Genomic DNA, 24,458 nt, shown 5'->3' on the forward strand with positions numbered 1-24,458 from the left:
ACAGGACGTGGTAAATCCGTCTCGTCCTTATTATGGCGAGCATTTCCACGATATGTCCAACAGTGCCAGAAAAGTATGACAGTTATTTTTTTGTTGGGGATTTTAGAAGGTTGGAGAAGGGAATATCGGGTAATGCAATGAACAGGTCGGGTAAGCGCAGCAGCGCCACCCGACGTAACAAACTACTCTTCCGCCGCATAACCCTGCGGGGGTAACTTCACGCCGTCCAGCCAGGCTGCGCCGTCGCGCATCTCGAGACGCCCGTCGACAAACCAGCTGACCACCAGCGGGTAAATGGCGTGTTCCTGGGTCTGCACGCGTTCGGTCACGTCTTCTTCGCTGTCGCCGTCAAAGACCGGAACTTTGGCCTGCAGGATCACCGGACCGCCGTCCAGCTCGTCGGTAACGAAATGCACGGAGGTGCCGTGCTCCTCATCGCCGTTTTCCAGAACCTGACGATGGGTGTGCAGGCCGGGATATTTCGGCAGCAGGGAAGGGTGGATATTCAGCAGACGACCGGCGAAGTGTTCGACGAAGGCCGGGCTCAGAATACGCATATAGCCCGCCAGCACGACCACGTCCGGCGCGTAGGCATCAATCTCATGCACCAGCTCGCGGTCAAAGGCTTCACGCCCGGCGAACTGGCTGGCTTCCAGCGCGTGCGCGGGAATGTTCGCTTCCCGCGCGCGCTCAAGGCCGAACGCGTCGGCCTTGTTGCTGAAAACTGCCCGAATGGTGCCATTGATTTTCTTCTGCTTGCAGGCGTCTATGATGGCCTGCAAATTGCTTCCGTTGCCGGAAATGAGCACCACGATGTTTTTCATTCAATGACCACACGCTGTTCGGAATCGGAAGCTTTAATCGTACCGATTTTCCACGCGTTTTCACCTTTTTCAGTCAGCAGTTTAACCGCTTTATCCGCTTCGCTTGCCGGCAGGGCGATAACCATGCCCACGCCGCAGTTAAAGGTGCGGTACATTTCGTGAGAGCTCACGTTGCCTGCGGTCTGCAGCCAGTTAAACACGGCTGGCCACTGCCATGAGGATTCGTCGATCACCGCCTGGGTGTTGTCCGGCAGGACGCGCGGGATGTTTTCCCAGAAGCCGCCGCCGGTCAGGTGAGCGATAGCGTGAACGTCGACGTTCTCGATAAGCTCAAGCACGTTTTTCACGTAGATGCGGGTCGGCGCCAGCAGATGGTCAGCCAGCGGTTTACCGTCCAGCTCGGTGGTCAGCGGGTCACAGCCGCTCACTTCGAGGATTTTACGCACCAGGGAGTAGCCGTTGGAGTGCGGGCCGCTGGAGGCCAGCGCGATCAGCACATCGCCATCGGCCACTTTGCTGCCGTCGATAATTTCTGATTTTTCTACTACGCCGACGCAGAAGCCCGCGACGTCATAATCTTCGCCGTGATACATGCCCGGCATTTCTGCGGTTTCACCACCGACCAGCGCACAGCCGGACTGCAGGCAGCCTTCGGCGATACCGTTAATCACGCTGGCAGCGGTATCCACGTCCAGTTTGCCGGTTGCGTAGTAATCGAGGAAGAACAGCGGCTCTGCGCCCTGTACCACCAGGTCATTCACGCACATCGCGACCAGATCGATACCGATCGTGTCGTGACGTTTTAAATCCATCGCCAGGCGCAGTTTAGTGCCTACACCGTCAGTACCCGAGACCAGAACAGGTTCACGATATTTTTGCGGCAGCGCGCACAGTGCGCCGAAGCCACCCAGACCACCCATCACTTCCGGGCGGCGGGTTTTTTTCACCACACCTTTGATTCGGTCAACCAGCGCATTACCTGCGTCAATATCAACACCGGCATCTTTGTAGCTGAGAGAAGTTTTGTTGGTCACGGCTTAAATCCCCACGCGATTGCATAGCTAGTAAGAAAAATCGGCGCAATTCTAACAGTCCAGGCAAACGTTTGCGAGCCTATTCTGGACGTGGGGATCTTTTTTTCTGTGTACCTCGTGAATGCAGCCAAACTTGACTCTGTTCACGAAAATGAAACCGGTTTCTGAGAACTGCTTGCAACAGCTACGCCCTTTGCACATCATCGAAATGAAACCGGTTTCTGTAATTGTTTTTGCAGAAAATAACGCAGAATGAGGGAAAGCGAATGTCGGGATTTAAAGCAGGTTTTCTGTGGGGCGGGGCCGTTGCGGCGCACCAGCTGGAAGGCGGCTGGAAAGAGGGCGGCAAGGGCGTGAGCGTCGCCGATGTGATGACCGCGGGGGCGCACGGCGTGCCGCGTGAAATCACCAACGGCGTGCTGGAGGGGAAAAATTATCCTAACCATGAAGCCATCGATTTCTACCACCGCTATAAAGAAGACATCAGACTCTTTGCCGAGATGGGGTTCAAATGCTTCCGCACCTCTATTGCCTGGACGCGGATCTTCCCGAAAGGCGACGAGCTTGAGCCTAACGAGGCTGGCCTGAAATTCTATGACGATCTGTTCGACGAATGCCTGAAGTACGGCATCGAACCGGTTATCACCCTGTCTCACTTCGAGATGCCTTTCCATCTGGTTACGGAATACGGCGGCTGGCGCAACCGTAAGCTGATCGACTTCTTCGTTCGTTTTGCAAAAGTGGTGTTCCAGCGCTACCAGCATAAGGTGAAGTACTGGATGACCTTCAACGAGATCAACAACCAGGCTAACTTCCACGAAGACTTTGCGCCGTTTACGAACTCCGGGCTGAAGTACGCGCCGGGTGAAGACCGTGAGCCGGTGATGTTCCAGGCGGCGCACTACGAGCTCGTGGCCAGCGCCCTGGCGGTGAAGGCGGGGCGCGAGATTAACCCGTCGCTGCAGATTGGCTGCATGATTGCCATGTGTCCTATCTACCCGCTGACCTGCGCGCCGGACGATATGATGATGGCGATGAACGCCATGCACCGCCGCTACTGGTTCACCGACGTGCACGTGCGCGGCAAGTACCCGCAGCACCTGCTCAACTACTTCGAACGTCGCGGCTTCGCGCTGGATATAACCGAAGAAGATAAAGCCGCGCTGAAGCAGGGCTGCGTCGATTACATCGGCTTCAGCTACTACATGTCCTTCGCCACCAAGGCGACGGCGGACAACCCGCAGCTGGATTACGACGAAAGCAAGAGCCTGGTCTCTAACCCCTACGTGCAGAAATCCGACTGGGGCTGGCAGATTGACCCGGTCGGGCTGCGCTACTCCCTGAACTGGTTCTGGGATCACTACCAGCTGCCGCTGTTTATCGTTGAGAACGGCTTTGGCGCGATCGACGTGCAGGAGAGCGACGGCACGGTGAACGACCAGTACCGTATTGATTATCTGGCCGCCCATATCCGCGAGATGAAAAAAGCGGTGGTGGAAGATGGCGTGGAGCTGATGGGCTACACCCCGTGGGGCTGCATCGACCTGGTGTCTGCCGGTACGGGCGAAATGAAAAAACGCTACGGCTTTATCTTTGTGGATAAAGACAATGAAGGGAACGGCACGCTGAACCGCAGTAAGAAGAAATCGTTCGACTGGTATAAGCAGGTGATTGCGAGCAACGGCGAGAACCTGTAATTGTCGGGTGGCGCTAACGCTTACCCGACCTACACTACACGTAGGCCGCGTAAGCGCAGTGCCACCGGGCAGAACCCCGCACCCAAGCCGGAGTCTCGCCTCCGGTTTTTTTGTCTCTAAATCACTTTGCTTGATATACGTCAAGCAACATGGGTATGGCCTAATCCGAAAAAAGCGGTATAATCCCGCGATTTTTTTGCGGACGCCACCTCAGAGGAGAAAGAGAATGAAGATTGTGGAAGTGAAACACCCACTCGTTAAACACAAGTTGGGCCTGATGCGTGAGCATGACATCAGCACGAAGCGTTTTCGCGAACTGGCATCTGAAGTCGGCAGCCTGCTGACCTACGAAGCGACCTCTGATCTGGAAACAGAAAAAGTCACCATCGAAGGCTGGAACGGCCCGGTGCAGGTTGAGCAGATCAAAGGTAAGAAAATTACCGTGGTGCCAATTCTGCGTGCCGGTCTCGGCATGATGGAAGGCGTGCTGGAGCACGTGCCAAGCGCGCGTATCAGCGTGGTCGGGATCTACCGTAACGAAGAAACCCTTGAGCCGGTTCCTTACTTCCAGAAGCTGGTCTCTAACATCGACGAGCGTATGGCGCTGGTGGTTGACCCAATGCTCGCGACCGGTGGCTCAATGATCGCCACCATCGACCTGCTGAAAAACGCGGGCTGTAACAGCATTAAGGTGCTGGTACTGGTTGCCGCTCCGGAAGGGATCGCGGCGCTGGAAAAAGCGCACCCGGACGTTGAGCTGTATACCGCCTCTATCGACCAGGGCCTGAACGAGCACGGGTACATCATCCCGGGGCTCGGCGATGCCGGCGATAAGATCTTTGGTACGAAATAATCGAATAACGATAAATAAGCCGACTTTGATAGTCGGCTTTTTTTTGAATAAAACACCAACAATACTACACAGAGGAAAACACTATGACGCGCCGTGCTATCGGGGTGAGTGAAAGACCGCCGCTTTTACAGACTATCCCGCTTAGTTTGCAGCACCTGTTCGCCATGTTTGGCGCAACCGTGCTGGTGCCAATCCTGTTCCACATTAACCCGGCCACCGTGCTGCTGTTCAACGGCATTGGTACGCTGCTGTACCTCTTTATCTGTAAAGGCAAAATTCCGGCGTATCTCGGGTCGAGCTTCGCCTTTATCTCGCCGGTGTTGCTGCTGCTGCCGCTGGGTTATGAAGTCGCGCTGGGCGGCTTTATCATGTGTGGCGTCCTGTTCTGCGTGGTGTCCTTCATTGTGAAGAAAGCCGGTACCGGCTGGCTGGACGTGATGTTCCCGCCTGCGGCGATGGGCGCCATCGTTGCGGTCATCGGTCTTGAGCTGGCGGGCGTCGCGGCGAATATGGCCGGTCTGCTGCCTGCTGACGGCCAGTCACCGGATTCCAAAACCATTATCATCTCGCTGGTAACCCTGGGCGTGACGGTGTTTGGCTCCGTGCTGTTCCGCGGCTTCATGGCGATTATCCCGATCCTGATCGGCGTGCTGGCGGGCTATGCGCTCTCCTTCGCGATGGGCGTGGTGGATACCACCCCGATTGCTCAGGCGCACTGGTTCGCCCTGCCGACCTTCTATACGCCACGCTTCGAATGGTTTGCTATTTTCACCATTCTGCCTGCGGCGCTGGTGGTGATTGCAGAGCACGTCGGCCACCTGGTGGTGACGGCGAACATCGTTAAGCGCGATTTAATCCGCGACCCGGGTCTGCACCGTTCCATGTTTGCGAACGGTTTCTCCACCATCATCTCCGGTTTCTTCGGTTCGACGCCAAACACCACCTACGGTGAGAACATCGGCGTGATGGCGATTACCCGCGTCTACAGTACCTGGGTTATCGGCGGCGCGGCGATCATCGCCATTCTGCTCTCCTGCGTCGGTAAACTGGCGGCAGCGATTCAGATCATTCCGGTGCCGGTAATGGGCGGCGTTTCTCTGCTGCTGTACGGCGTGATCGGCGCCTCCGGTATTCGCGTGCTGATTGAATCCAAAGTGGATTACAGCAAGGCACAAAACCTGATCCTGACCTCCGTTATCCTGATCATCGGCGTGAGCGGCGCGAAGGTGCACATTGGTGCGGCCGAGCTGAAGGGCATGGCGCTGGCGACCATCGTCGGCGTGGGCCTGAGCCTGATCTTCAAGCTGATCTCGGTCATCCGCCCGGAAGAAGAAATTCTCGACGCGGACGACAGCGAAAAAGCACCACATTGATCGAAAAGTCGGGCGAGGGATCGCCCGGTTCTCTCCTTGCAGGTTCCGTGTTAAACTCCATTCCGATTTTACGTAGGATCTCTGGTTGAGGTATTTCTGAACGGACCGGCACAGCTCTCTCTGCCACTCTATCTCCCTGACGACGAAACTTTCGCGAGTTTCTGGCCGGGTGATAACCCCTCTTTACTGGCTGCACTGCAAAACGTGCTGCGCCAGGATCACAGCGGATACATCTATATCTGGTCACGCGAAGGCGCGGGGCGCAGCCATCTGCTGCATGCCGCCTGCGCGGAGCTTTCGGCGCGCGGAGATGCGGTAGGCTACGTGCCGCTGGATAAACGCACCTGGTTCGTGCCTGAGGTGCTGGAGGGAATGGAACATCTCTCGCTGGTCTGCATCGATAATATCGAATGCGTGGCGGGGGACGAGCCGTGGGAAATGGCGATCTTTAACCTCTACAACCGCATTCTGGAGTCGGGCAAAACCCGGCTGCTGATCACCGGCGATCGTCCGCCGAGACAGCTCAATCTGGGGCTGCCGGATCTGGCATCTCGTCTGGACTGGGGGCAAATCTACAAGCTCCAGCCGCTGTCGGATGAAGATAAGCTTCAGGCGTTACAGCTGCGCGCAAAGCAGCGCGGGTTTGAGCTGCCGGAGGACGTGGGGCGTTTCCTGCTTAAACGACTGGATCGCGAAATGCGCACGCTGTTTGACACGCTCGATCAGCTCGATCGCGCCTCCATTACCGCCCAGCGCAAGCTGACCATTCCGTTTGTGAAAGATATTCTCAAGCTTTGAGTTTGTTCGCCCGGTGGCCGCTGCGCCTTACCGGGCCTACGAAAACCTGCCGCCCTTTGTAGGCCGGGTAAGGCGTAGCCGCCACCCGGCTAAAGATCTCCCATCAGGTGTTCCACCAGCATCGGGATCGGTCTTCCCGATGCCACGCTCCTGCCGTTCTCTCGCCACAGCGCCGTACCGCTGATATCCAGATGCGCCCATGGAATGGTCGGCGGGCAAAAGTGGTGCAGCAGCCACGCCGCCGACGCGCTGATTGCCGCATTGTTGGTCGGCGTGTTGCACAGATCGGCAATGGCGCTGTCGGTCTGTTTTTTCAGCCGCGCATCCAGCGGCAGGGACCACACTTCATCGCCACTCTGCTTACCCGCCAGCGTCAGCGCCGCACGCAGCGGTTCATCCTGCGTCATCAGCCCGCTCAGCTCATACCCCAGCGCCTTCACGACTGCACCGGTTAAGGTAGCCATATCAATAATATAGCGCGCCTGCGGATGACGAAGGCTGGCCCAGGCGATGGCGTCCGCCAGCACCAGCCGGCCTTCGGCATCGGTGTTGTTGATTTCAACCGTGGTGCCGTTGCAGGCCGTCGCCACCGTTCCGGGCTGCATGGCGTCCGGGCCGATGGCGTTTTCCGCCAGCGCCAGCACGCCCATGATGCGCACGGGCAGCGCCAGCTCTGCGACGGTCAGCATCAGGCCCAGCACGTTAGCCGCACCGCACATGTCGTATTTCATGGTGTACATGCCCGCGCCTTCCTTCAGCCACAGGCCGCCGGTATCAAAGGTTATGCCTTTTCCCACATAGCAGCGCACCGGGCCGTCGTTGACGCCGTCATAATGGATCGCCAGCAGGCGCGGCGGACAGGTCGCCCCTTTGCCAACGGCGTGCAGCAGCCCCAGACCCTGCTCAGCAATAGCCTTTTCGTTCAGCACTTCGCAGCGCAGGGCGGGGAAGGCGGCACAGAGCCTTTGCGCCTCTTCCACCACAAACTGCGGCGTGCATCGGTCGGACGGCATATCCGCCAGACGTCGCGCCGCGACCATGCCGCGGGCGATGGCCTGCTGCTGGCGGAAGACACCCTCCAGTTTTGCCTGCTGTTCCGGCAGGCAGAGGGCGGTGATGTGCGTAAGGCGCACCGCCGATTCATCCGTTTTCTTCAGCTTCAGGTCGCTTAGCCTGTGCGCCTGATTAAAGAGAAAACGCAGCACCTGCGCCAGCACCACATCGTTGATATCGGTAACGTCCAGTATCAGCTCGGGGCTGACGGGCGAGGCCAGCAGCGGGCGCAGCGCCGTCAGCAATCCTTCGGTCAGGCTATCCTGCCAGAGGGCATCCGGCAGCAGAGTGATCCGGGCAAACGGGGCGCAGCCAAAGCGGGTGTCAGCGATGCTGGCAGACTCGCGCATTTCCGCGACAAGCGCCGTTTCGGGCAAATGCGTACAGGAGGCGGACGCAATCAAATGGCTTTGCGGAGCCGCGTCAGAAAGCGCGGTGATAAACTGATACGTGATCATCATGACTCCTCAATCGGCGCGCGGATCCGCGCGGCATAGGCCTGCATCCACTCATCGTCTACGGCGTAATAATGCGTTTTCTCCCGCAGGCGTTCGGTACGAAAAACGGTGAGGGGCTGGCGAGCCGTCGCCACCACAAACGAGAAGGTTTTGATGTTGGTGGCGGCCCCGAATTCGCCCCTGTTGTTCATGCACACCACGGAAAGATCGCCCGCACGGCCAAAGCGCGACATCAGCTTATCTTCCAGCTCGAACACCACCGAATCCGCCGCCTGCTGCGGCGTCATACCCTGCGCCATGCGGCGGACGATTTCGTAGCTGGTGCAGCCTTTCATCAGATCTTCACCGACGCCCGTTGCGGTGGCCGCGCCGGTTTCACTGTCGCAGTAAAAGCCGGAACCAATAATGGGCGAATCCCCGAGTCGACCGCGTTTTTTCATGAACAGGCCGCTGGTGGAGGTGGCGACGCTCATTGACCCTTGTTTATCGAGGCCGATAATGCCGACGGTGTCATGCCCGTCGTAAGGGCTTAAGCCCTTATCCAGCGTTTCGCGGCAGCGTTTGCGGTAGTGCTGCATGGCGCGGTCAGTGAGCATAGTTTTGTCGGCAAAGCCCTGGCTCAGCGCCCATTCCCGCGCGCCCTGGCCGACCAGCAGGCTGTTGTAGCGCTGGCGGCTTAACGCATGCGCCACGCGCACCGGGTTGGCGATATCCACCAGGTTGCCCACGGCACCAAACGCCAGCGTATCGCCGTCCATGTAGGCGGCGTCCAGCTCCACCTCGCCATTTTCGGTGGGCAGCCCGCCGTAGCCGACGGATTTATAAAACGGAAAGTCTTCGACGGCGGCGACGGCATCCACCACCGCTGCAGAGGCCGGTTTACCCGCAGCCAGCGCAGACGCAGACTCCGTAACGCCTTCAAGCGCCATTCTCCAGGTCGCGATAATTCCCCACATGCTTTACTCCTGTTTTGCAAGGGTGGTGTCGGTTTGCGTAACGGTGGCCATTTCCGCCGCGCGGTACTGTTTGTCCACGATACGCATAAAAGGCAGGTACAGCATGGCGCCAATCAGCAGGTTGATAAGCTGCATGACGCTGCCGCTCAGGTGTCCGGTAACGATAAAGCCGCTGATAACCGGCGGCAGCGTCCAGGGAATAAACACCCCGGTGGTGACGGCAACCGCGCCAATCTTCATCGCCGCATACTGCACGGTGACCAGCACCAGCGGCACCAGGTTGAACGGGATAAGCATTATCGGGTTCATGATCACCGGCAGGCCAAACAGGATCGGTTCGTTGATGTTAAACACCGATGCCCCGGCGCCGAGGCGCGCCACTTCACGCATGTTTTTGCTGCGGGCGAAAATCAGCATCGCAATCACCAGCGACAGCGTGGCCCCCGCGCCGCCCATCCAGATCATGTCAAAAAACTGTTCGGTGATAATGTGAGGCGGCGTCGTGCCTGCCTGAATCGCGGCGATGTTGTCGGTCTGGTTCTCCATCCACAGCGGGCGAATGATGCCGTTGATCATCGAGCCGGAGTTAATGCCCACTGACCACAGAATGGTGATGCTGAACACCGTCATCAGCGCGCCAAAGTAAGAGGTGCCGTAGTGGCGCACCGGCGTGGCAACCACTTCGTAAATAAACTGGTGGATGGTGTTGTAGTGGGTGTTTTCAAAAACGATGCGGATACCCAGCACCAGAATCATCACCAGCAGGGCCGGGATCAGCGCGGCGAACGACTCCTGCACCGCCGGAGGCACGCCGTCCGGCATTTTGATCACCAGTTTTTTGCGCTTGAGCCAGCAGAACAGTTCCGTCCACAGCAGGGAACCGATCATCGCCACGAACAGCCCTTTGCTGCCAATCCACTCCACCGGAATGACGGTAATACCGCCGTTTTCCGCCACTTTGATAAAGGGCGTCAGGATGAGAAAGGCGACCAGCGCCAGGATACCGCAGGAAATGCGGTCTTCACCGTAGTGTTCCGCCAGGCGGAAGGCCACCAGGAAGCTGATGAACAGCGACATGGTGGAGAACACCGCGTTGAACGGGATTTCAATAATGGCGCTCCAGCTCTCACCAAAGGCCTGAGACATAAACTGCTGATAGGCTTGATTCGGGAACGACGAGATCACCAGCAGAATAGAGCCGACGATGATAAACGGCATGAATGACACGTAGGCGCCACGAATGGCCCCGAGATGACGCTGCTGGGCCGTTTTGGCCGCCAGCGGCATCAGTTTTGCTTCAAGAAATCCCAGAACATTGTTCATTGTGAACTCCGTACAAGATTGAGGGGTGTTGTTTGTGTTATGTCTGGGGATTATCAGTGAAGCGCGGCGAGCGAAAGGTGAAATCGGTCACAAAGCAATCGCTGGCGTAGTATAAATCTCATAAGATTGGTTCTGGAGGATTCTGCGATGGAAATTAAACTGCATGCTAATGCCACCACGACGCCGCGCATCCGTCGCTATCTACAGCAGTCAGATAAAAGCGACAGGGAGCTGGCTACCGAGCTGGGTATTTCGGTCACTACCGTCAGGCGCTGGCGCAACCGCGAGCAGGTTTCGGATAATCACACGACGCCAAAAGTGATACACAAAGCATTGAGACAGGAGCAGGTTGCGCTGGTCAATGCCCTGCGGGATAACACTGGCGCCCCGCTGGACGAACTGCTGCAGATGGTCAATAGCGAACTCGGGATCGCCGTGTCCCGCGCGACCCTGAACCGCTATCTCAAACCGGCTTCGATAAAGCAGAAGGGCGCGACGTTGCAGGGAAAAAAGGCGCTGAAGGCAGGTATCGTGCCGCAAAAACTCCTGTTACATCATCAGCCTCTGTCGCTGCATATGGACGATGGCGGGGAACTGCATCTGCTGTGGGCGCGTGAACCCGTGAGCGGCTGGTGCTACGCCCGGCTGTACGCGGGCATTTCTCCGCAGCTGCTGGCCCACTGGGCGAACGACGCGCTGGCAGCCTGTCCGGCTGATATTCAATCTGTTGAGACTTTTGGTTTTGAGGTGAAGCTTGAGGAGCGCAATGCCACCGTAACGGCGCATCCACAGCAATACCGCGTCGTTCAGGTTGATCTACCGCTATGTGAAATCATCCCACGTCTGAACAGTGAACCGGCAGGCGAGCTGTTGATCCAGCTGTGCGAATTTTACAACCGGGGAAAAGCGCAGAAAAAGCTGGGAGAGAGTACGCCGCAGGCCTTTCTGGAAGCGCTGCGGCATAAGGACTAGAGGATCTCGAGCACGTCTTCCGGCGGGCGTCCAATGCGCGCCTGGCCGTTCGCCACCACTATCGGGCGCTCAATCAGCTTTGGATTTTCAACCATCGCCTGGATCAGCTCAGCCTCGGTGAGACGGCTGTCATCCAGGTTAAGCGACTTATACAAATCTTCTTTCTGACGCATCAGCTCTCTTGCACTGCCCATTCCCAGCATGTGCAGCAGCTGGCGGAGGGTTTGCGCGTCAGGTGGGGTGTCGAGGTACAGCACCACTTCCGGCTCAACGCCGTTAGACTTCAGCAGGCTAAGGGTATCGCGGCTCTTGGAGCAGCGAGGGTTGTGATAAATTTTTACGGCGTCTGTCATGACGTGAATTCTCCTTTATTACATCTTTTCGTACGGCTTAAAGCGCTGCTGCAGGCCGCGCAGCTGATCGATACGCGCGTCGTAACGGGCCTGCTGGATGCTGCCGAGCTTGACCTGCGCGCTGGCGCTGCTGAGCGTGGAAATCGCCTGATCGAGGCGGCCCACCAGGGCAAAACCTTCGGCACGCGCCGCCAGCTCCTGATCGCGGTTGCCGAGCTGGGCTTCCGCCTGAGCGAGCAGATCCCAGCCGTTTTGATCGTCTTTATTGTTAAAGGTATAGCGGTTCAGAATGGTCGCCGCTTCGCCAGGCTGACCGCCCTGTAAGTAAGCGTTCGCCAGGTTAAGCTGCAGCACCGGGTTGGTACGGACGTCTTTCGCCCCCTTCAGACGGTTAATCGCATCGGCCGTTTTCTTCTGGCCCAGATCGATATCCGTCGACAGATCGAGGTACCACGGGTTGTTAGGGTCGGCAGCCAGAAGCGGTTGCAGCGCTTTGCGCGCCTCGTCGTATTTGCTGGCTTCCATCGCCTGGAGCGCCTGACCATACTGCGCGGCGTTTTTCTCACGCACGTTGCCTTTCGCCAGGGTATCCAGCAGATCGCTGGTGAGCTGGTTACGCCCGGAGTTGTACATCCCCAGCGTTCTCACCTTCGCCATGTAGAAATCCTGCGAAGACTGGACCACCACCGGACGCATCTGGTTGGCACGGTTACGCGCGTCCGACAGGCGACTTTCCGGCAGCGGGTGGGTCAGCAGAATTTCCGGCGGACGGGAAGAGTAACGCGCCTGATCGAGCAGTTTTTCGAGGAAGCTCGGCATGGCCTGCGGGTCAAAGCCCGAACGCTGCAGCACCTGAATCCCGATGCGGTCCGCTTCCTGTTCGTTTTGCTGGGTAAAGCTGATCATCCCCTGGCGCGTTCCCGCCAGCGTACCGGTCAGGGCCGCCATCCCGGCCTGCGGGCTGGCCATCGCCAGCAGAATGGAGCCCAGTGCGCCCACCCAGGTGAGGGGGGCGTTACGTTTCTGGTCTTCCATGGCGCGCGCCAGGTGACGCTGGGTGACGTGCGAAATTTCGTGCGCCATTACCGAGGCCAGCTGGCTTTCGTTGTCGGAATAACGGAATAACGCCGAATGCAGCACCACGTTTCCGCCAAAGAAGGCGAAGGCGTTGATTTCGTCATTATTGATTAAATAGAAATGGAAGGGCGTTTTTACCGAGTCGGCGTGCGAAACCAGACGCATCCCCAGCCCGTTAATGTACTGTACCAGCAAAGGATCGTTGATCAGCGGGGCGCTACCGCGCAGTTGGCGAACATAGTAATCCCCCATTTGCATCTCTTGCCCAATAGAGAGCGTGCTTCCTGCTGTGGTGCCCATGTCCGGCAATGAATCGGACGAGTCAGCAAAAGCGGGCAACACCTGACCGACCGTCACCGCGGCAATCAGTGTTGCAACCAGTGTTTTTCTCAACTGCCTGAACATAACCACTGTCCTGTATGTTGGATGTGCTAATTTGACCGATGAACCGGCATAACGTTCATCTCTGCTGCTCTGCGAGTGTAGCCGTGTTACAGCATGAAGAAAATCCCATTCATCAGGCTTTTGCGGATTGCGATCGGGATACAAAAAGCGAAAGTCTTTTTTGTGACAGTTAGATACAATTCACCGTCTCACTCCCGCCATTCGATTCAGGGAAGGGTTGTATGCTCGAAATGTTAATGCAGTGGTACCGGCGTCGGTTCAGCGACCCGGAAGCCATTGCTTTGTTGGTTATTCTGGTTGCCGGGTTCGGTATTCTGTTCTTCTTCAGCGGCCTGCTCGCGCCCCTGCTGGTGGCGATTGTGCTGGCATACCTGCTGGAGTGGCCGACGGCGCGCCTGGAACACATCGGCTGTTCCCGCCGCTGGGCGACCAGCATCGTGCTGGTGCTGTTTGTCGGCATCCTGCTGCTAATGGCCTTTGTGGTGATGCCGGTCGCCTGGCAGCAGGGAATTAACCTGATCCGCGACATGCCCGGCATGTTGAACAAGCTGTCTGATTTTGCCGCCACGCTGCCGCGCCGTTACCCGGCCCTGATGGATGCCGGGATTATTGACGCGATGGCCGAAAATATGCGCGCCCGCATCATGACGATGGGCGATTCGGTGGTGAAGTACTCTCTGGCCTCGCTGGTCGGACTGCTGACGCTGGCGGTTTACCTTGTGCTCGTGCCGCTGATGGTCTTCTTCCTGGTGAAAGATAAAGATCAAATGCTCAACGCCGTGCGCCGTATTCTGCCGCGCAACCGCGGGCTGGCAGGGCAGGTCTGGGAAGAGATGAACCAGCAGATCACAAACTACATTCGCGGCAAGGTGCTGGAGATGATTGTCGTGGGGGTAGCCACCTGGATTGGCTTCCTGATTTTCGGCCTGAACTACTCGCTGCTGCTGGCGGTGCTGGTGGGGCTGTCGGTCCTGATTCCGTATATCGGCGCGTTTGTGGTGACCATTCCGGTTGTTGGGGTCGCGCTGTTCCAGTTTGGGCTGGGGACAGAGTTCTGGAGCTGCTTTGCGGTGTACCTGATTATTCAGGGCCTGGACGGTAACCTGCTGGTACCGGTGCTGTTCTCCGAAGCGGTGAACCTGCATCCGCTGGTGATTATCTTATCCGTGGTGATTTTCGGCGGGCTGTGGGGATTCTGGGGCGTGTTCTTTGCGATTCCGCTGGCGACGCTGATTAAGGCCGTGGTCCACGCGTGGCCGGATGTGCCGGCGGTGGAAGAGAAGTAGTCTTTGTGCGGCCTGATGCCCTCACTCCGACCCTCTCCCACGGGGAGAGGGGGAAAACATTAAAAACGGCAACCTGGGTTGCCGTTTTGCTGTTTATCAGGCGCTTGCTTTCAGCCAGTTCAACACCACGTCGTGGTGGTTGCTGGTTTTGAAGTCGTCAAACACATGTTCAACTTTACCGTCAGCGTCAATCAGGAAGCTAATGCGGTGAATGCCGTCGTAGGTTTTACCCATAAACGTCTTCTCGCCCCAGACGCCGAACTGCTCGCACACCTGATGATCTTCATCAGAAAGCAGCGTGAAGTTCAGCAGCTCTTTTTCAGCAAATCGTGACAGCTTTTCTGGTTTATCCGTGCTGATACCCAGCACTTCCACACCGACTTTTTTCAACTCGTCCATGTTGTCGCGTAAGCCGCAGGCCTGTACGGTGCAGCCGGGGGTCATGGCTTTCGGGTAGAAATAGACCAGAACACGCTGTCCCTGGAAGTCGGTCAAATTTACTTGCTCGCCGTCTTGATCCGGTAAGCTAAATTTCGGTGCGATGTCACCGGCTTTCAGTGGGTTCATTACTCAACTCCATCCTGTTCGTGCTGCGAATAATTGACGACGCTTATACTGCCCTGCGCGTTTAATTCTGTACAGAGGGCTTTGAACGCTTGCTCGATATTTGACGCATCCTGTGAGGCAGGGCTGTGCGCGGTAATTTGAATAAACAGCACCGGAAGACCCTGGTCATCGCTTGTCTGCGTACGGGAAACCAGTTCGGCAATATTCATCTGATGATTGTCAAAAAGCGCGGTGAAACGCTCAATCAGATGGGGTGAATCAGGCACTTCAACCTGTACCCAGACGGTAGAAGGCAGTGCCGGACGCGGACGCGCAGTGGTGCGCTTCATGACAATCAGCAAATCCAGTTCGGCCCCCTTCAGCGGCAGGGTCGATTCAATCAACGTAATGGCGTTCCATGTCCCGGAAAGCAACATAATAAATGTGAACTCTTCGCCAAGCATCGCCAGACGGCTGTCTTCGATATTACAGCCGCAGCTGCTTACGTGACGGGTGATGGTGTTCACGATACCCGGCCTGTCGGCACCCAGCGCAGTGATAACCAGGTAATGTTGTGATGAGGTTGTCAAACCTGTTCTTCCTTTGCATGGTTAAGTCTTCCTAAGGAAAGCATAAAAAAAACATGCATACAACCGCCTGCGAGCCTCAGGTCGCTTGCTTTTATTACAGTTCCAAACGTAACATTGAGGCTCTTGTTCGCACAGAGGATGGCTCATGTTCACGGGAAGTATTGTCGCGCTTGTTACACCGATGGATGAAAAAGGTAATGTCTGCCGGTCAAGCATGAAGAAGCTCATTGATTACCATGTCGCCAACGGAACCTCGGCGATCGTTTCGGTAGGGACTACCGGTGAATCCGCAACGCTGAGCCACGACGAGCACGGCGATGTGGTGATGCTGACCCTGGAACTGGCGGACGGACGTATTCCGGTCATCGCGGGGACAGGGGCTAATGCAACCGCAGAAGCTATCAGCCTGACCAAACGTTTTAACGACAGCGGCATCGTGGGCTGTCTGACGGTGACCCCTTATTACAACCGTCCTACTCAGGAAGGTTTGTTCCAGCACTTCAAAGCCATCGCTGAACATACTGACTTGCCACAAATTCTGTATAATGTGCCGTCCCGTACCGGTTGCGATATGCTGCCGGAAACCGTTGGTCGTCTCTCGGAAGTAAAAAATATTATCGGTATTAAAGAGGCGACAGGGAACTTAAGCCGCGTTCATCAGATCAAAGAGCTGGTTTCAGACGACTTTATCCTGTTGAGTGGTGATGATGCGACCGCGCTGGACTTTATGCAGCTCGGTGGTCATGGCGTGATCTCCGTAACGTCAAACGTTGCGGCGCGCGATATGGCTGAAATGTGCAAACTGGCCGCAGCCGGTCACTTTGATGAAGCGCGCGTCATTAATCAGCGTCTGATGCCGCTGCACAATAAATTATTTGTCGAACCCAATCCGATCCCAGTGAAATGGGCATGTAAGGAGTTGGGGCTTGTAGCAACCGATACGCTGCGTCTGCCAATGACACCGATTACCGACCACGGTCGTGACATCGTCAGGGCGGCGCTGAAGCATGCCGGTTTGCTGTAGAGTTTAGGGAGATTTGATGGCTTATTCAGTACAGAAGTCGCGCCTGGCGAAGGTTGCGAGTGTTTCGCTTGTTATGCTGCTCGCTGCCTGTAGTTCAGATTCGCGCTACAAGCGCCAGGTGAGCGGTGATGAATCCTATCTGGATGCGACCCCGCTTGCTGAACTTCACGCACCGGCTGGTATGATCCTGCCGATTCAGAACGGCGATTATAATATTCCCGTGACCAACGGCAGCGGCCTGGTCGGTAAAGCGCTTGATATTCGTCCGCCAGCACAGCCTCTGGCGCTGGTGAGCGGGGCGCGTACCCAGTTCACCGGTGATACGGCGTCTCTGATGGTTGAGAGCGCGCGCGGTAGCACGCTGTGGCCGCAGGTTGTCAGCGTCATTCAGTCGAAGAACTACACCATCGATAAACGCGATGACGCCAGCCAGACGTTAACCACCGACTGGATCGAATGGAACCGTCTGGATGAAGACCAGCAGTACCGCGGTCGTTATCAAGTCTCCGTTAAACCACAGGGTTACCAGCAGGCGGTTAACGTTAAGTTGTTGAACCTGGAGCAGGCGGGTAAACCGGTTGCGGATGCCGCGTCCCTGCAGCGTTACAGCACCGAAATGCTGAACGTGATTGCCGCAGGTCTGGATAAGACCGCTACCGATGCCGCCAACGCCGCGCAGAGCCGCAACGGCGCGACCTTCGATGTGCAAAGCGGTGCGGATGATACCGGCCTGCCAATGCTGGTGGTGCGTGCACCGTTTAACCAGACCTGGCAGCGTCTGCCAGCGACGCTTGAAAAAGTGGGCATGAAAGTGAACGACAGCACGCGTTCAACCGGCAGCATGACGGCAACGTATAAGCCGCTCTCCGACAGCGCATGGCAGGAACTGGGCGCGAAAGATCCTCAGCTTGCCTCCGGTGACTACAAGATTCAGGTAGGCGACCTTGATAACCGCAGCAGTCTGCAGTTTATCGATCCAAAAGGTCATACGCTGACCCAGTCGCAGAACGATGCGCTGGTCGCTGTCTTCCAGGCAGCATTCAGCAAATAAATACGAGGGCTGGTGAATCCAGCCCTTTTTATTTTAGTGCTACGCAAACGTGTGCGTGGCATAATATCCCCAGTTTTGAACACAAATCATCACACCAGGAGTAATGAAGATGCAGAAGCAAGCTGAGTTGTATCGTGGCAAAGCGAAGACCGTATACAGCACGGAAAACCCGGATCTGTTGGTGCTCGAGTTCCGCAATGATACGTCAGCAGGGGATGGCGCACGCATTGAGCAGTTCGATCGTAAAGGCATGGTGAACAACAAGTTCAACCACTTCATTATGACCAAACTGGCCGAAGCGGGCATCCCGACCCAGATGGAAGCGTTGCTGTCCGATACGGAATGTCTGGTGAAAAAACTGGATATGGTTCCGGTTGAGTGCGTTATTCGTAACCGTGCGGCGGGCTCCCTGGTGAAGCGTCTGGGCATTGAAGAAGGTATCGAACTGAATCCACCGCTGTTCGACCTGTTCCTGAAAAACGATGCTATGCACGACCCGATGGTCAACGAATCCTACTGCGAAACCTTCGGCTGGGTGAGCAAAGAGAACCTGGCGCGTATGCAGGAGCTGACCTACAAAGCCAACGACGTGCTGAAAAAACTGTTTGATGACGCGGGCCTGATTCTCGTCGACTTCAAGCTGGAGTTTGGTCTGTTCAAAGGCGAAGTGGTGCTGGGCGATGAGTTCTCACCAGACGGTAGCCGCCTGTGGGATAAAGAAACCCTGGATAAAATGGACAAAGACCGTTTCCGTCAGAGCCTGGGTGGCCTGATTGAAGCGTACGAAGCGGTTGCTCACCGTTTAGGCGTTAAGCTCGACTAACTCCCTCACTTGCCAAAGGATGTTCCCATCCTTTGGCGTCTTACCTTTGTTTCCTATGGTAATCTTGCCGTTAACCGCCTACGATCATAGCTATTATAAATGGAATAGTTCGAGGTGGTTATGCGCTGGCAAGGGCGTCGTGAAAGTGACAATGTAGAAGACAGACGCAGTGATGGCGGCGGCGGTCCTTCAATGGGTGGGCCCGGCTTCCGGTTACCCAGCGGCAAGGGCGGTATCATCCTGCTGATTGTGGTTTTAGTCGCGGGTTACTACGGCGTTGACCTTACCGGGTTGATGACCGGTCAGCCGCTGCAGCAGCAGGAGCATTCTCAGCGCTCCATCAGCCCGAATGAAGATGAAGCGGCCAAATTTACCTCCGTTATTCTCGCCACAACAGAAGACACCTGGAGTCAGCTGTTTGAGAAGATGGGGCGTACCTACCAGCAGCCGAAGCTGGTGATGTACCGGGGGGCAACCCGCACCGGATGCGGTACCGGGCAATCTGTGATGGGGCCGTTCTACTGCCCGGCAGACGGCACCGTCTATATCGATCTCTCTTTTTACGATGACATGAAACGCAAGCTTGGCGCTGACGGTGATTTTGCCCAGGGCTACGTGATCGCGCATGAAGTCGGTCATCACGTGCAAAAACTGCTGGGGATTGAGCCCAAAGTGCGCCAGCTCCAGCAAAATGCGTCTCAGGCTGAAGTGAACCGCCTTTCCGTTAAAATGGAGCTGCAGGCGGACTGCTTCGCGGGCGTCTGGGGCCACAGCATGCAGCAGCAGGGCGTGCTGGAATCCGGCGATCTTGAAGAGGCGTTAAATGCCGCTCAGGCTATTGGTGACGACCGTCTTCAGCAGCAGAGCCAGGGACGCGTCGTGCCGGACAGCTTCACTCACGGTACCTCACAGCAGCGCTATAGCTGGTTCAAACGCGGCTTCGACAGCGGCGATCCGGCGCAGTGTAATACCTTCGGCAAAGCGATGTAATGCTGGAGTTTGAACAGCTGATAAGCGAGCTTGAGCGCACCGGCCATCGTCGGCTGGTGGTGCTCAGCGGTGAGGCGCAGTGGACGTTAACCCAGGCGCTTGCCCTGCGTGACGCCTTGCCCGGAGACTGGGTAAGGCTTGACGAACATCCTTCAAAAGCCATCAGCGGCCTGCTGGGACGCGAGTTCCGGCATGCCGTTTTTGACGCCAGCGCCGGGTTTGATGTCGCCGCGTTTGCCGCCCTGAGCGGAACGCTGAGCGCCGGAAGCCTTCTGGTGCTGCGGGTTCCGCCGCTCGATGCGTGGCCCGGGTTGCCAGACAGCGATTCACTGCGCTGGAGCGACGGCGCCGAAGCGATAGCCACGCCGCATTTTGTCCACCATTTCTGCCGGACGATTGACGCCGATCCCGACGCGATTGTCTGGCTTCAGGGCCGCGGGTTATCCCTTCCGCCTTTACCCGACGCGCCAGACTGGCAGCCTGCCAGCGGCGCCCCGCAGCGCGAGCAGGCTGAGATCCTGGATGTGCTGCTGGGGATGCCGGAGGGCATCGTGGCCGTCACCGCCGCGCGCGGGCGCGGAAAATCAGCCCTGGCGGGAATGCTGCTGAACCGCATTGCCGGCAGCGCCGTGGTTACCGCGCCGTCGAAGGGGGCGACGGATATCATCGCCCGCTTTGCCGGAGAGCGTTTTCATTTTATAGCCCCGGACGCGCTGCTTGCCTCTTCACGCCAGGCTGACTGGCTCATTGTCGATGAAGCCGCTGCGATCCCCGGTCCGCTGCTTGAAAAGTTAGCTGTCCGTTTCCCTCGCGTGCTGTTGACCACCACGGTGCAGGGATATGAGGGGACGGGCCGGGGATTCTTGCTTAAATTCTGCGGTCGGTTTGCCGGGCTGCAGCGCTACAGCTTATCTACACCGGTACGCTGGGCGGCGGGCTGCCCGCTTGAGCGGGTTGTTGCCAGCGCGCTGCTGTTTGACGATACGCTGATTGACCGACGCCCGGAAGGGGAGGTGCGTTTAACGTCCCTGACGCCGACGGCATGGAAAAGCCGCCCGGCGCTTGCAGCGGGCGTATACGAGCTTCTCTGCGCGGCGCATTATCGTACCTCGCCGCTCGATTTACGCCGCATGATGGACGCGCCCGGGCAGCAGTTTGCCGTTGCCGAAACGGACCCGGATATCGCCGGGGCGCTCTGGCTGGTGGAGGAGGGCGGGCTCTCCCCCGAGCTTAGCCGCGCCGTATGGGCAGGGTACCGGCGTCCGCGCGGTAACCTGGTGGCGCAGTCTCTTGCGGCGCACGGCGGCTCTCCGCTGGCGGCGACGCTGAGAGGACGACGGGTGACCCGCATTGCCGTACATCCTCACCGTCAGCGGGAAGGGATTGGCCAGGCGCTTGTTCGCGGCGCCAGCGGCGAAGACTATCTGTCGGTGAGCTTTGGTTATACCGATGAGCTGTGGCGTTTCTGGCAGCAATGTGGGTTTGTGCTGGTGCGGATGGGCAGCCATCGTGAAGCCAGCAGCGGCTGCTACACCGCGATGGCCTTGCTGCCCCAGAGCGAGGCCGGGCGTCAGCTGTGTGAACAGGCGCAGCGTCGTCTGAAGCGCGATGCGCGGGTGCTATCGGCCTGGAACGGTGAAAAGATCCCCGTGGAAGACGGCTGGGAAGCTACCCTTAATAATGACGACTGGCTGGAGCTGGCGGGGTTTGCTTTTGCTCATCGGGCGTTTTCAACCTCGGTTGCCGCACTGACGCGGCTGTTGTTAACCGTGGATATGCCGCTTCCGGCCCTGCGCGGGAAAATGGACGGAAAAACGGAAGACGTCGGGCGAAAAGCGTTGCTGGCAACGTTGCGAAATGAAACCGCGCAAGCGATTGAAAGTCTTGATTATCTCCGTAGCCAGCAGTTGAAAGAAGACATTTTGCAATGGCAATTTTTTCAATGACTTCTTCAGTAAAGTGGCATGGTCATTCACGTCGGGAGGCGTAGAATCCAGGTCATCTATTAAGGAGACCACCATGAAACACGACCATTTTGTTGTTCAAAGCCCTGACAAACCGGCTAAACAGTTACTGCTTCTGTTTCATGGCGTTGGCGATAATGCCGTCAATATGGGTCAGATTGGCAGTTGGTTTGCGCCCGTGTTTCCGGAGGCATTGATTGTCAGCATCGGTGGCGTAGAGCCATGTGGTCCGAACGGACGCCAGTGGTTCTCTGTTCAGGGCGTGACGGAAGAGAATCGTCAGGCTCGCATCGACGCCATCATGCCTACCTTTATCGACATCGTCCGCTACTGGCAGCAGCAGAGCGGCGTGGGTGCTGACGCGACCGCGCTGATTGGCTTCTCGCAGGGGTCAATCATGTCGCTGGAAAGCGTAAAAGCGCAGCCGGGTCTGACGTCACGCGTCATTGCGTTTAACGGCCGTTTTGCGACGTTACCGACAAGCGCGACCACGCAGACCACGATCCACCTGATCCACGGTGGTGAAGACCGGGTGATTGAGCTCTCGCATGCGGTTGCCGCTCAGGAAGCGCTGATTCGCGAAGGTGGGGACGTGACGCTGGATATTGTTGACGATCTGGGCCACGCGATTGACGACCGTAGCATGCAGTTCGCGCTCGATCGTTTGCGCTATACCGTACCAAAGCACTACTTTGATGAAGCGCTCAGCGGCGGCAAGCCGGATAACGATGATATTGTAGAGTTTATGTGAGGTTTCCCCCTCTCCCGGGGAGAGGGGAAACTTAACGATTACTTCTTCTGGTCCTTCTTCGGCCAGTCGTCGTCATCGTCCCACTTGTCGTTAAAATCACGGTGCGGGGGAAGATCCGGTTTGTTGGCGAGAAATTTTTTATGGTCAACGCGCTTAAGATCTTTAATCACGTTAAGCAATACGCCAACCAGAAAAACTAACACCAGAATCCACCAGTACTTTGAAAGCCAATCCATTCGCTATTCCTCTCAGAGCGTTCGTCAGGCGACGAGTTGCTCCATAATACGTTGATACATACGGGCCAGCAGTTGCAAATCTGCCGCATTAACACACTCATTGATTTTATGAATGGTTGCGTTCACTGGACCCAGTTCGACAACCTGGGCGCCCATACGGGCGATAAAGCGTCCGTCTGAGGTGCCACCCGTTGTCAGCAGCTGTGGCTTAATTTCATTATAGTGCTCGATGGCGTTCACCACCGCATCCACCAGCTTACCGCGCTGCGTCAGGAACGGCTGGCCGGAAAGCCACCACTCCACGGTGTAGCGCAGGTGATATTTTTCCAGCAGCGCGATAACGCGCGCCTTGATCATCTCATCGGTCAGTTCGGTGCTGAAGCGGAAGTTAAACTGGACGAAGTAATCACCCGGGATCACGTTGTTGCTGCCGGTCCCGGCCTTGACGTTCGCGATCTGCATGCTGGTTGGCGGGAAGAATTCGTTGCCTTTATCCCACTCGATGCCCACCAGCTCGCTCAGCATTGGCGCAGCGCGATGGACCGGGTTATCGGCCAGATGCGGGTATGCAACGTGCCCCTGAACGCCGTGAATGGTCAGGTTACAGGTCAGCGAGCCACGGCGCCCATTTTTGACAACATCACCCACCACTTCGGTACTGGACGGCTCACCGACCAGGCAGTAGTCGAGACGCTCGTTACGCGCCATCAGCGCTTCAACGACCTTCACGGTGCCGTTATGGGCGCTGGCTTCTTCGTCGGAGGTGATTAAAAACGCCAGACGGTTTTTGTGGTTTGGATGCTGAGCCACAAAGCGCTCTGCCGCCACGACCATCGCCGCCAGGGAGCCTTTCATGTCTGCCGCGCCGCGACCAAACAGCATGCCGTCGCGGATGGTCGGCTCAAACGGCGGGTTAATCCAGCGATCCGCGTCACCGGCGGGAACGACGTCAGTATGCCCGGCAAAGGCCAGCGTTTCACCCTGGCCGCGCCACGCCCAGAAGTTCTGGGTATCGCCAAAATCCATGCGTTCAACGGTAAAACCGATGGCACGCAGGCGCTCAATCATAAGTGCCTGACAACCTGCGTCGTCCGGGCTAAGGGAAGGACGGCGAATAAGCTGCTGAGTCAGCTCAATGACCGGGCATGACATAAACTACACCTCAACGAAAAAAGTCGGAATAAAGGGTTTCACTGAAACCCAGCAGCATAGGCTGCCCTGGCGCGCAGAGCAATGGGCGTTTGATAATTGCCGGCATGTCGAGCATCAGTTTTGCCGCGCTGTCGGCGTTGTTGATGCTGGCGCGCAGAGATTCATCCAGCTTACGCCAGGTGGTGCCGCGCGTGTTCAGCAGGGCTTCCCACCCCAGTTCGCCGATCGCGCTATGCAGAAATTCTGCATCAAGCCCGTCGGCTCGGTAATCGTGGAAACGGTACTCCACGCCGTTTGCTTCCAGCCAGCGACGGGCTTTTTTTATGGTGTCGCAATTTTTAATGCCGTACATCACAACCATGGTGAATCCTTTTGACCTAATGATGATTAAATGTTCAGTAAATTCGAAGATATATCCTTAAGTGGAATATAACACATTCAGGAATCGTCTGGATTTACGCTTCTTCTTAATTCAACTCACATCTGTACGCTGAATATTCTTTCACCCTTTAAGCATAGATGTCCATAAAGTTTAAATTTCGAATAAACTCAGCGGGTAAAATAAAACTCACCCGTTCGGAGGGTTATTTCAAAATATTGCCAGCCGTCACAAAAAATTGAGGCCTCTCCGTTCATATTTATCATAAATCCCCGCAGGACGTGGGGTACAATCACAGCAATTGGTTAAATAGTCTTCACAATGATGGTCCGTTTTTGTAGAATGCGCATAATAATAAGAGAGGTTGTTATGATTGAACGTGAACTGGGGAACTGGAAAGATTTTATCGAAGGCATGCTTCGTAAATGACATTCAGTAAGAATTGCAAGAGCACTAAAATAAGTAAAATAACCATAGTGTGAATTAATCA

At 56.7% G+C, this 24,458-nt stretch carries 25 protein-coding genes; 13 read left to right on the forward strand and 12 right to left on the reverse strand.

Going from position 1 to position 24,458, the window contains the following annotated elements; all coding sequences use genetic code 11:
• Window positions 1–182: 182 nt before the first annotated feature.
• Both purN and purM read right to left on the reverse strand, forming a co-directional pair.
• Entirely contained in the window at window positions 183–824 is a 642-nt protein-coding gene (gene purN, locus ACWKXN_RS05915) for a phosphoribosylglycinamide formyltransferase (RefSeq protein ID WP_023308771.1), read from the reverse strand.
• Window positions 821–1,858, reverse strand: a complete 1,038-nt coding sequence (purM, locus tag ACWKXN_RS05920; RefSeq protein ID WP_008501643.1) for a phosphoribosylformylglycinamidine cyclo-ligase — start codon at window positions 1,856–1,858, stop codon at window positions 821–823. The genes purN and purM overlap by 4 nt, the downstream gene beginning before the upstream one ends.
• A gap of 266 nt (window positions 1,859–2,124) precedes the next feature.
• Between purM and ACWKXN_RS05925 the strand changes: the two genes are divergently transcribed.
• The 4 genes from ACWKXN_RS05925 (at window position 2,125) to ACWKXN_RS05940 (ending at window position 6,579) form a co-directional block, all read left to right on the forward strand.
• Window positions 2,125–3,555, forward strand: a complete 1,431-nt coding sequence (locus ACWKXN_RS05925) for a 6-phospho-beta-glucosidase (protein WP_064673740.1) — start codon at window positions 2,125–2,127, stop codon at window positions 3,553–3,555.
• Between the two features lie 226 nt (window positions 3,556–3,781).
• Window positions 3,782–4,408: a uracil phosphoribosyltransferase gene (gene upp / locus ACWKXN_RS05930; protein WP_023308769.1), complete on the forward strand. Its 627-nt coding sequence runs from the start codon at window positions 3,782–3,784 to the stop codon at window positions 4,406–4,408.
• An 83-nt stretch (window positions 4,409–4,491) separates the two neighbouring features.
• Complete coding sequence (gene uraA / locus ACWKXN_RS05935) at window positions 4,492–5,781, forward strand: uracil permease (RefSeq protein ID WP_029739962.1); 1,290 nt, start codon at window positions 4,492–4,494, stop codon at window positions 5,779–5,781.
• A 96-nt stretch (window positions 5,782–5,877) separates the two neighbouring features.
• Window positions 5,878–6,579 (forward strand): DnaA inactivator Hda, encoded by a 702-nt coding sequence (locus ACWKXN_RS05940; RefSeq protein WP_211438414.1) that lies wholly within the window; start codon window positions 5,878–5,880, stop codon window positions 6,577–6,579.
• A gap of 89 nt (window positions 6,580–6,668) precedes the next feature.
• Here ACWKXN_RS05940 and ACWKXN_RS05945 read toward each other — a convergent pair whose 3' ends face one another.
• The 3 genes from ACWKXN_RS05945 to celB are packed head-to-tail and all read right to left on the reverse strand — an operon-like array spanning window position 6,669 to window position 10,369.
• The gene (locus ACWKXN_RS05945) at window positions 6,669–8,090 is read right to left on the reverse strand and encodes a leucyl aminopeptidase family protein (RefSeq protein WP_454543651.1); all 1,422 of its coding nucleotides are present in this window, start codon (window positions 8,088–8,090) and stop codon (window positions 6,669–6,671) included.
• Complete coding sequence (locus ACWKXN_RS05950; protein ID WP_182931042.1) at window positions 8,090–9,046, reverse strand: N(4)-(beta-N-acetylglucosaminyl)-L-asparaginase; 957 nt, start codon at window positions 9,044–9,046, stop codon at window positions 8,090–8,092. The genes ACWKXN_RS05945 and ACWKXN_RS05950 overlap by 1 nt, the downstream gene beginning before the upstream one ends.
• Before the next feature lie 3 nt (window positions 9,047–9,049).
• Window positions 9,050–10,369 (reverse strand): PTS cellobiose transporter subunit IIC, encoded by a 1,320-nt coding sequence (celB, locus tag ACWKXN_RS05955; protein WP_024907562.1) that lies wholly within the window; start codon window positions 10,367–10,369, stop codon window positions 9,050–9,052.
• 147 nt (window positions 10,370–10,516) lie between these two features.
• On the opposite strand from celB, the gene ACWKXN_RS05960 reads away from it, so the two are divergent.
• Window positions 10,517–11,341, forward strand: a complete 825-nt coding sequence (locus tag ACWKXN_RS05960) for an XRE family transcriptional regulator (RefSeq protein ID WP_454543470.1) — start codon at window positions 10,517–10,519, stop codon at window positions 11,339–11,341.
• Here ACWKXN_RS05960 and arsC read toward each other — a convergent pair.
• Together arsC and bepA are read right to left on the reverse strand one after the other, a co-directional pair.
• Window positions 11,338–11,694, reverse strand: a complete 357-nt coding sequence (gene arsC, locus ACWKXN_RS05965) for an arsenate reductase (glutaredoxin) (protein ID WP_023308762.1) — start codon at window positions 11,692–11,694, stop codon at window positions 11,338–11,340. The two genes, ACWKXN_RS05960 and arsC, sit on opposite strands and share 4 nt — an antisense overlap.
• 18 nt (window positions 11,695–11,712) lie before the next feature.
• Entirely contained in the window at window positions 11,713–13,176 is a 1,464-nt protein-coding gene (gene bepA / locus ACWKXN_RS05970; protein WP_454543471.1) for a beta-barrel assembly-enhancing protease, read from the reverse strand.
• Window positions 13,177–13,397: 221 nt separating this feature from the next.
• Here bepA and ACWKXN_RS05975 point away from each other — a divergent pair, with 221 nt between their 5' ends.
• On the forward strand, window positions 13,398–14,462 hold the full coding sequence (locus ACWKXN_RS05975; protein WP_033146172.1) for an AI-2E family transporter: 1,065 nt from the start codon (window positions 13,398–13,400) through the stop codon (window positions 14,460–14,462).
• A gap of 96 nt (window positions 14,463–14,558) precedes the next feature.
• Here the strand turns inward: ACWKXN_RS05975 and bcp are convergent, their stop codons facing one another.
• Window positions 14,559–15,029 (reverse strand): thioredoxin-dependent thiol peroxidase, encoded by a 471-nt coding sequence (bcp, locus tag ACWKXN_RS05980; RefSeq protein ID WP_032659360.1) that lies wholly within the window; start codon window positions 15,027–15,029, stop codon window positions 14,559–14,561.
• Window positions 15,029–15,598, reverse strand: coding sequence for a glycine cleavage system transcriptional repressor (locus ACWKXN_RS05985; protein ID WP_045888584.1), 570 nt, complete (start codon window positions 15,596–15,598; stop codon window positions 15,029–15,031). The genes bcp and ACWKXN_RS05985 overlap by 1 nt, the downstream gene beginning before the upstream one ends.
• Window positions 15,599–15,743: 145 nt before the next feature.
• On the opposite strand from ACWKXN_RS05985, the gene dapA reads away from it, so the two are divergent.
• The 6 genes from dapA (at window position 15,744) to ypfH (ending at window position 22,201) form a co-directional block, all read left to right on the forward strand.
• A complete protein-coding gene (gene dapA, locus ACWKXN_RS05990; protein ID WP_033146170.1) occupies window positions 15,744–16,622 on the forward strand; it encodes a 4-hydroxy-tetrahydrodipicolinate synthase in 879 nt (292 codons plus the stop codon).
• 16 nt (window positions 16,623–16,638) lie between these two features.
• Complete coding sequence (gene bamC / locus ACWKXN_RS05995; protein ID WP_454543472.1) at window positions 16,639–17,673, forward strand: outer membrane protein assembly factor BamC; 1,035 nt, start codon at window positions 16,639–16,641, stop codon at window positions 17,671–17,673.
• A gap of 109 nt (window positions 17,674–17,782) precedes the next feature.
• Window positions 17,783–18,496 carry a phosphoribosylaminoimidazolesuccinocarboxamide synthase gene (gene purC, locus ACWKXN_RS06000; RefSeq protein WP_023332985.1) on the forward strand — a complete coding sequence of 238 codons (714 nt, stop codon included), beginning with the start codon at window positions 17,783–17,785 and terminating at the stop codon, window positions 18,494–18,496.
• A 120-nt stretch (window positions 18,497–18,616) separates the two neighbouring features.
• Window positions 18,617–19,486, forward strand: a complete 870-nt coding sequence (gene ypfJ / locus ACWKXN_RS06005; RefSeq protein WP_029739971.1) for a KPN_02809 family neutral zinc metallopeptidase — start codon at window positions 18,617–18,619, stop codon at window positions 19,484–19,486.
• Window positions 19,486–21,432, forward strand: a complete 1,947-nt coding sequence (locus ACWKXN_RS06010; protein WP_454543473.1) for a tRNA(Met) cytidine acetyltransferase TmcA — start codon at window positions 19,486–19,488, stop codon at window positions 21,430–21,432. Before ypfJ ends, ACWKXN_RS06010 begins: the two co-directional genes overlap by 1 nt.
• Before the next feature lie 73 nt (window positions 21,433–21,505).
• Entirely contained in the window at window positions 21,506–22,201 is a 696-nt protein-coding gene (ypfH, locus tag ACWKXN_RS06015; protein WP_047060714.1) for an esterase, read from the forward strand.
• Window positions 22,202–22,239: 38 nt separating this feature from the next.
• Here ypfH and ACWKXN_RS06020 read toward each other — a convergent pair whose 3' ends face one another.
• The 3 genes from ACWKXN_RS06020 to ACWKXN_RS06030 are packed head-to-tail and all read right to left on the reverse strand — an operon-like array spanning window position 22,240 to window position 23,950.
• Window positions 22,240–22,437 (reverse strand): YpfN family protein, encoded by a 198-nt coding sequence (locus ACWKXN_RS06020; protein WP_014171111.1) that lies wholly within the window; start codon window positions 22,435–22,437, stop codon window positions 22,240–22,242.
• 24 nt (window positions 22,438–22,461) lie between these two features.
• Complete coding sequence (dapE, locus tag ACWKXN_RS06025; protein ID WP_039263709.1) at window positions 22,462–23,589, reverse strand: succinyl-diaminopimelate desuccinylase; 1,128 nt, start codon at window positions 23,587–23,589, stop codon at window positions 22,462–22,464.
• Between the two features lie 10 nt (window positions 23,590–23,599).
• On the reverse strand, window positions 23,600–23,950 hold the full coding sequence (locus ACWKXN_RS06030) for an ArsC family reductase (protein WP_033146164.1): 351 nt from the start codon (window positions 23,948–23,950) through the stop codon (window positions 23,600–23,602).
• Window positions 23,951–24,337: 387 nt separating this feature from the next.
• Here ACWKXN_RS06030 and ypfM point away from each other — a divergent pair, with 387 nt between their 5' ends.
• Entirely contained in the window at window positions 24,338–24,397 is a 60-nt protein-coding gene (gene ypfM, locus ACWKXN_RS06035) for a protein YpfM (RefSeq protein WP_015572204.1), read from the forward strand.
• Window positions 24,398–24,458: the final 61 nt, after the last annotated feature.

The organism is Enterobacter sp. UPMP2060, assembly GCF_053709655.1.

Excerpts from the sequence above, each read along its gene's own strand:
- purN (WP_023308771.1), bottom strand. The coding sequence starts at position 824 with ATGAAAAACATCGTGGTGCTCATTTCCGGCAACGGAAGCAATTTGCAG.
- ACWKXN_RS05925 (WP_064673740.1), top strand. The coding sequence starts at position 2,125 with ATGTCGGGATTTAAAGCAGGTTTTCTGTGGGGCGGGGCCGTTGCGGCG.
- upp (WP_023308769.1), top strand. The coding sequence starts at position 3,782 with ATGAAGATTGTGGAAGTGAAACACCCACTCGTTAAACACAAGTTGGGC.
- uraA (WP_029739962.1), top strand. The coding sequence starts at position 4,492 with ATGACGCGCCGTGCTATCGGGGTGAGTGAAAGACCGCCGCTTTTACAG.
- ACWKXN_RS05945 (WP_454543651.1), bottom strand. The coding sequence starts at position 8,090 with ATGATCACGTATCAGTTTATCACCGCGCTTTCTGACGCGGCTCCGCAA.
- ACWKXN_RS05950 (WP_182931042.1), bottom strand. The coding sequence starts at position 9,046 with ATGTGGGGAATTATCGCGACCTGGAGAATGGCGCTTGAAGGCGTTACG.
- celB (WP_024907562.1), bottom strand. The coding sequence starts at position 10,369 with ATGAACAATGTTCTGGGATTTCTTGAAGCAAAACTGATGCCGCTGGCG.
- ACWKXN_RS05960 (WP_454543470.1), top strand. The coding sequence starts at position 10,517 with ATGGAAATTAAACTGCATGCTAATGCCACCACGACGCCGCGCATCCGT.
- arsC (WP_023308762.1), bottom strand. The coding sequence starts at position 11,694 with ATGACAGACGCCGTAAAAATTTATCACAACCCTCGCTGCTCCAAGAGC.
- bepA (WP_454543471.1), bottom strand. The coding sequence starts at position 13,176 with ATGTTCAGGCAGTTGAGAAAAACACTGGTTGCAACACTGATTGCCGCG.
- ACWKXN_RS05975 (WP_033146172.1), top strand. The coding sequence starts at position 13,398 with ATGCTCGAAATGTTAATGCAGTGGTACCGGCGTCGGTTCAGCGACCCG.
- bcp (WP_032659360.1), bottom strand. The coding sequence starts at position 15,029 with ATGAACCCACTGAAAGCCGGTGACATCGCACCGAAATTTAGCTTACCG.
- dapA (WP_033146170.1), top strand. The coding sequence starts at position 15,744 with ATGTTCACGGGAAGTATTGTCGCGCTTGTTACACCGATGGATGAAAAA.
- bamC (WP_454543472.1), top strand. The coding sequence starts at position 16,639 with ATGGCTTATTCAGTACAGAAGTCGCGCCTGGCGAAGGTTGCGAGTGTT.
- purC (WP_023332985.1), top strand. The coding sequence starts at position 17,783 with ATGCAGAAGCAAGCTGAGTTGTATCGTGGCAAAGCGAAGACCGTATAC.
- ypfJ (WP_029739971.1), top strand. The coding sequence starts at position 18,617 with ATGCGCTGGCAAGGGCGTCGTGAAAGTGACAATGTAGAAGACAGACGC.
- ACWKXN_RS06010 (WP_454543473.1), top strand. The coding sequence starts at position 19,486 with ATGCTGGAGTTTGAACAGCTGATAAGCGAGCTTGAGCGCACCGGCCAT.
- ypfH (WP_047060714.1), top strand. The coding sequence starts at position 21,506 with ATGAAACACGACCATTTTGTTGTTCAAAGCCCTGACAAACCGGCTAAA.
- ACWKXN_RS06020 (WP_014171111.1), bottom strand. The coding sequence starts at position 22,437 with ATGGATTGGCTTTCAAAGTACTGGTGGATTCTGGTGTTAGTTTTTCTG.
- dapE (WP_039263709.1), bottom strand. The coding sequence starts at position 23,589 with ATGTCATGCCCGGTCATTGAGCTGACTCAGCAGCTTATTCGCCGTCCT.
- ACWKXN_RS06030 (WP_033146164.1), bottom strand. The coding sequence starts at position 23,950 with ATGGTTGTGATGTACGGCATTAAAAATTGCGACACCATAAAAAAAGCC.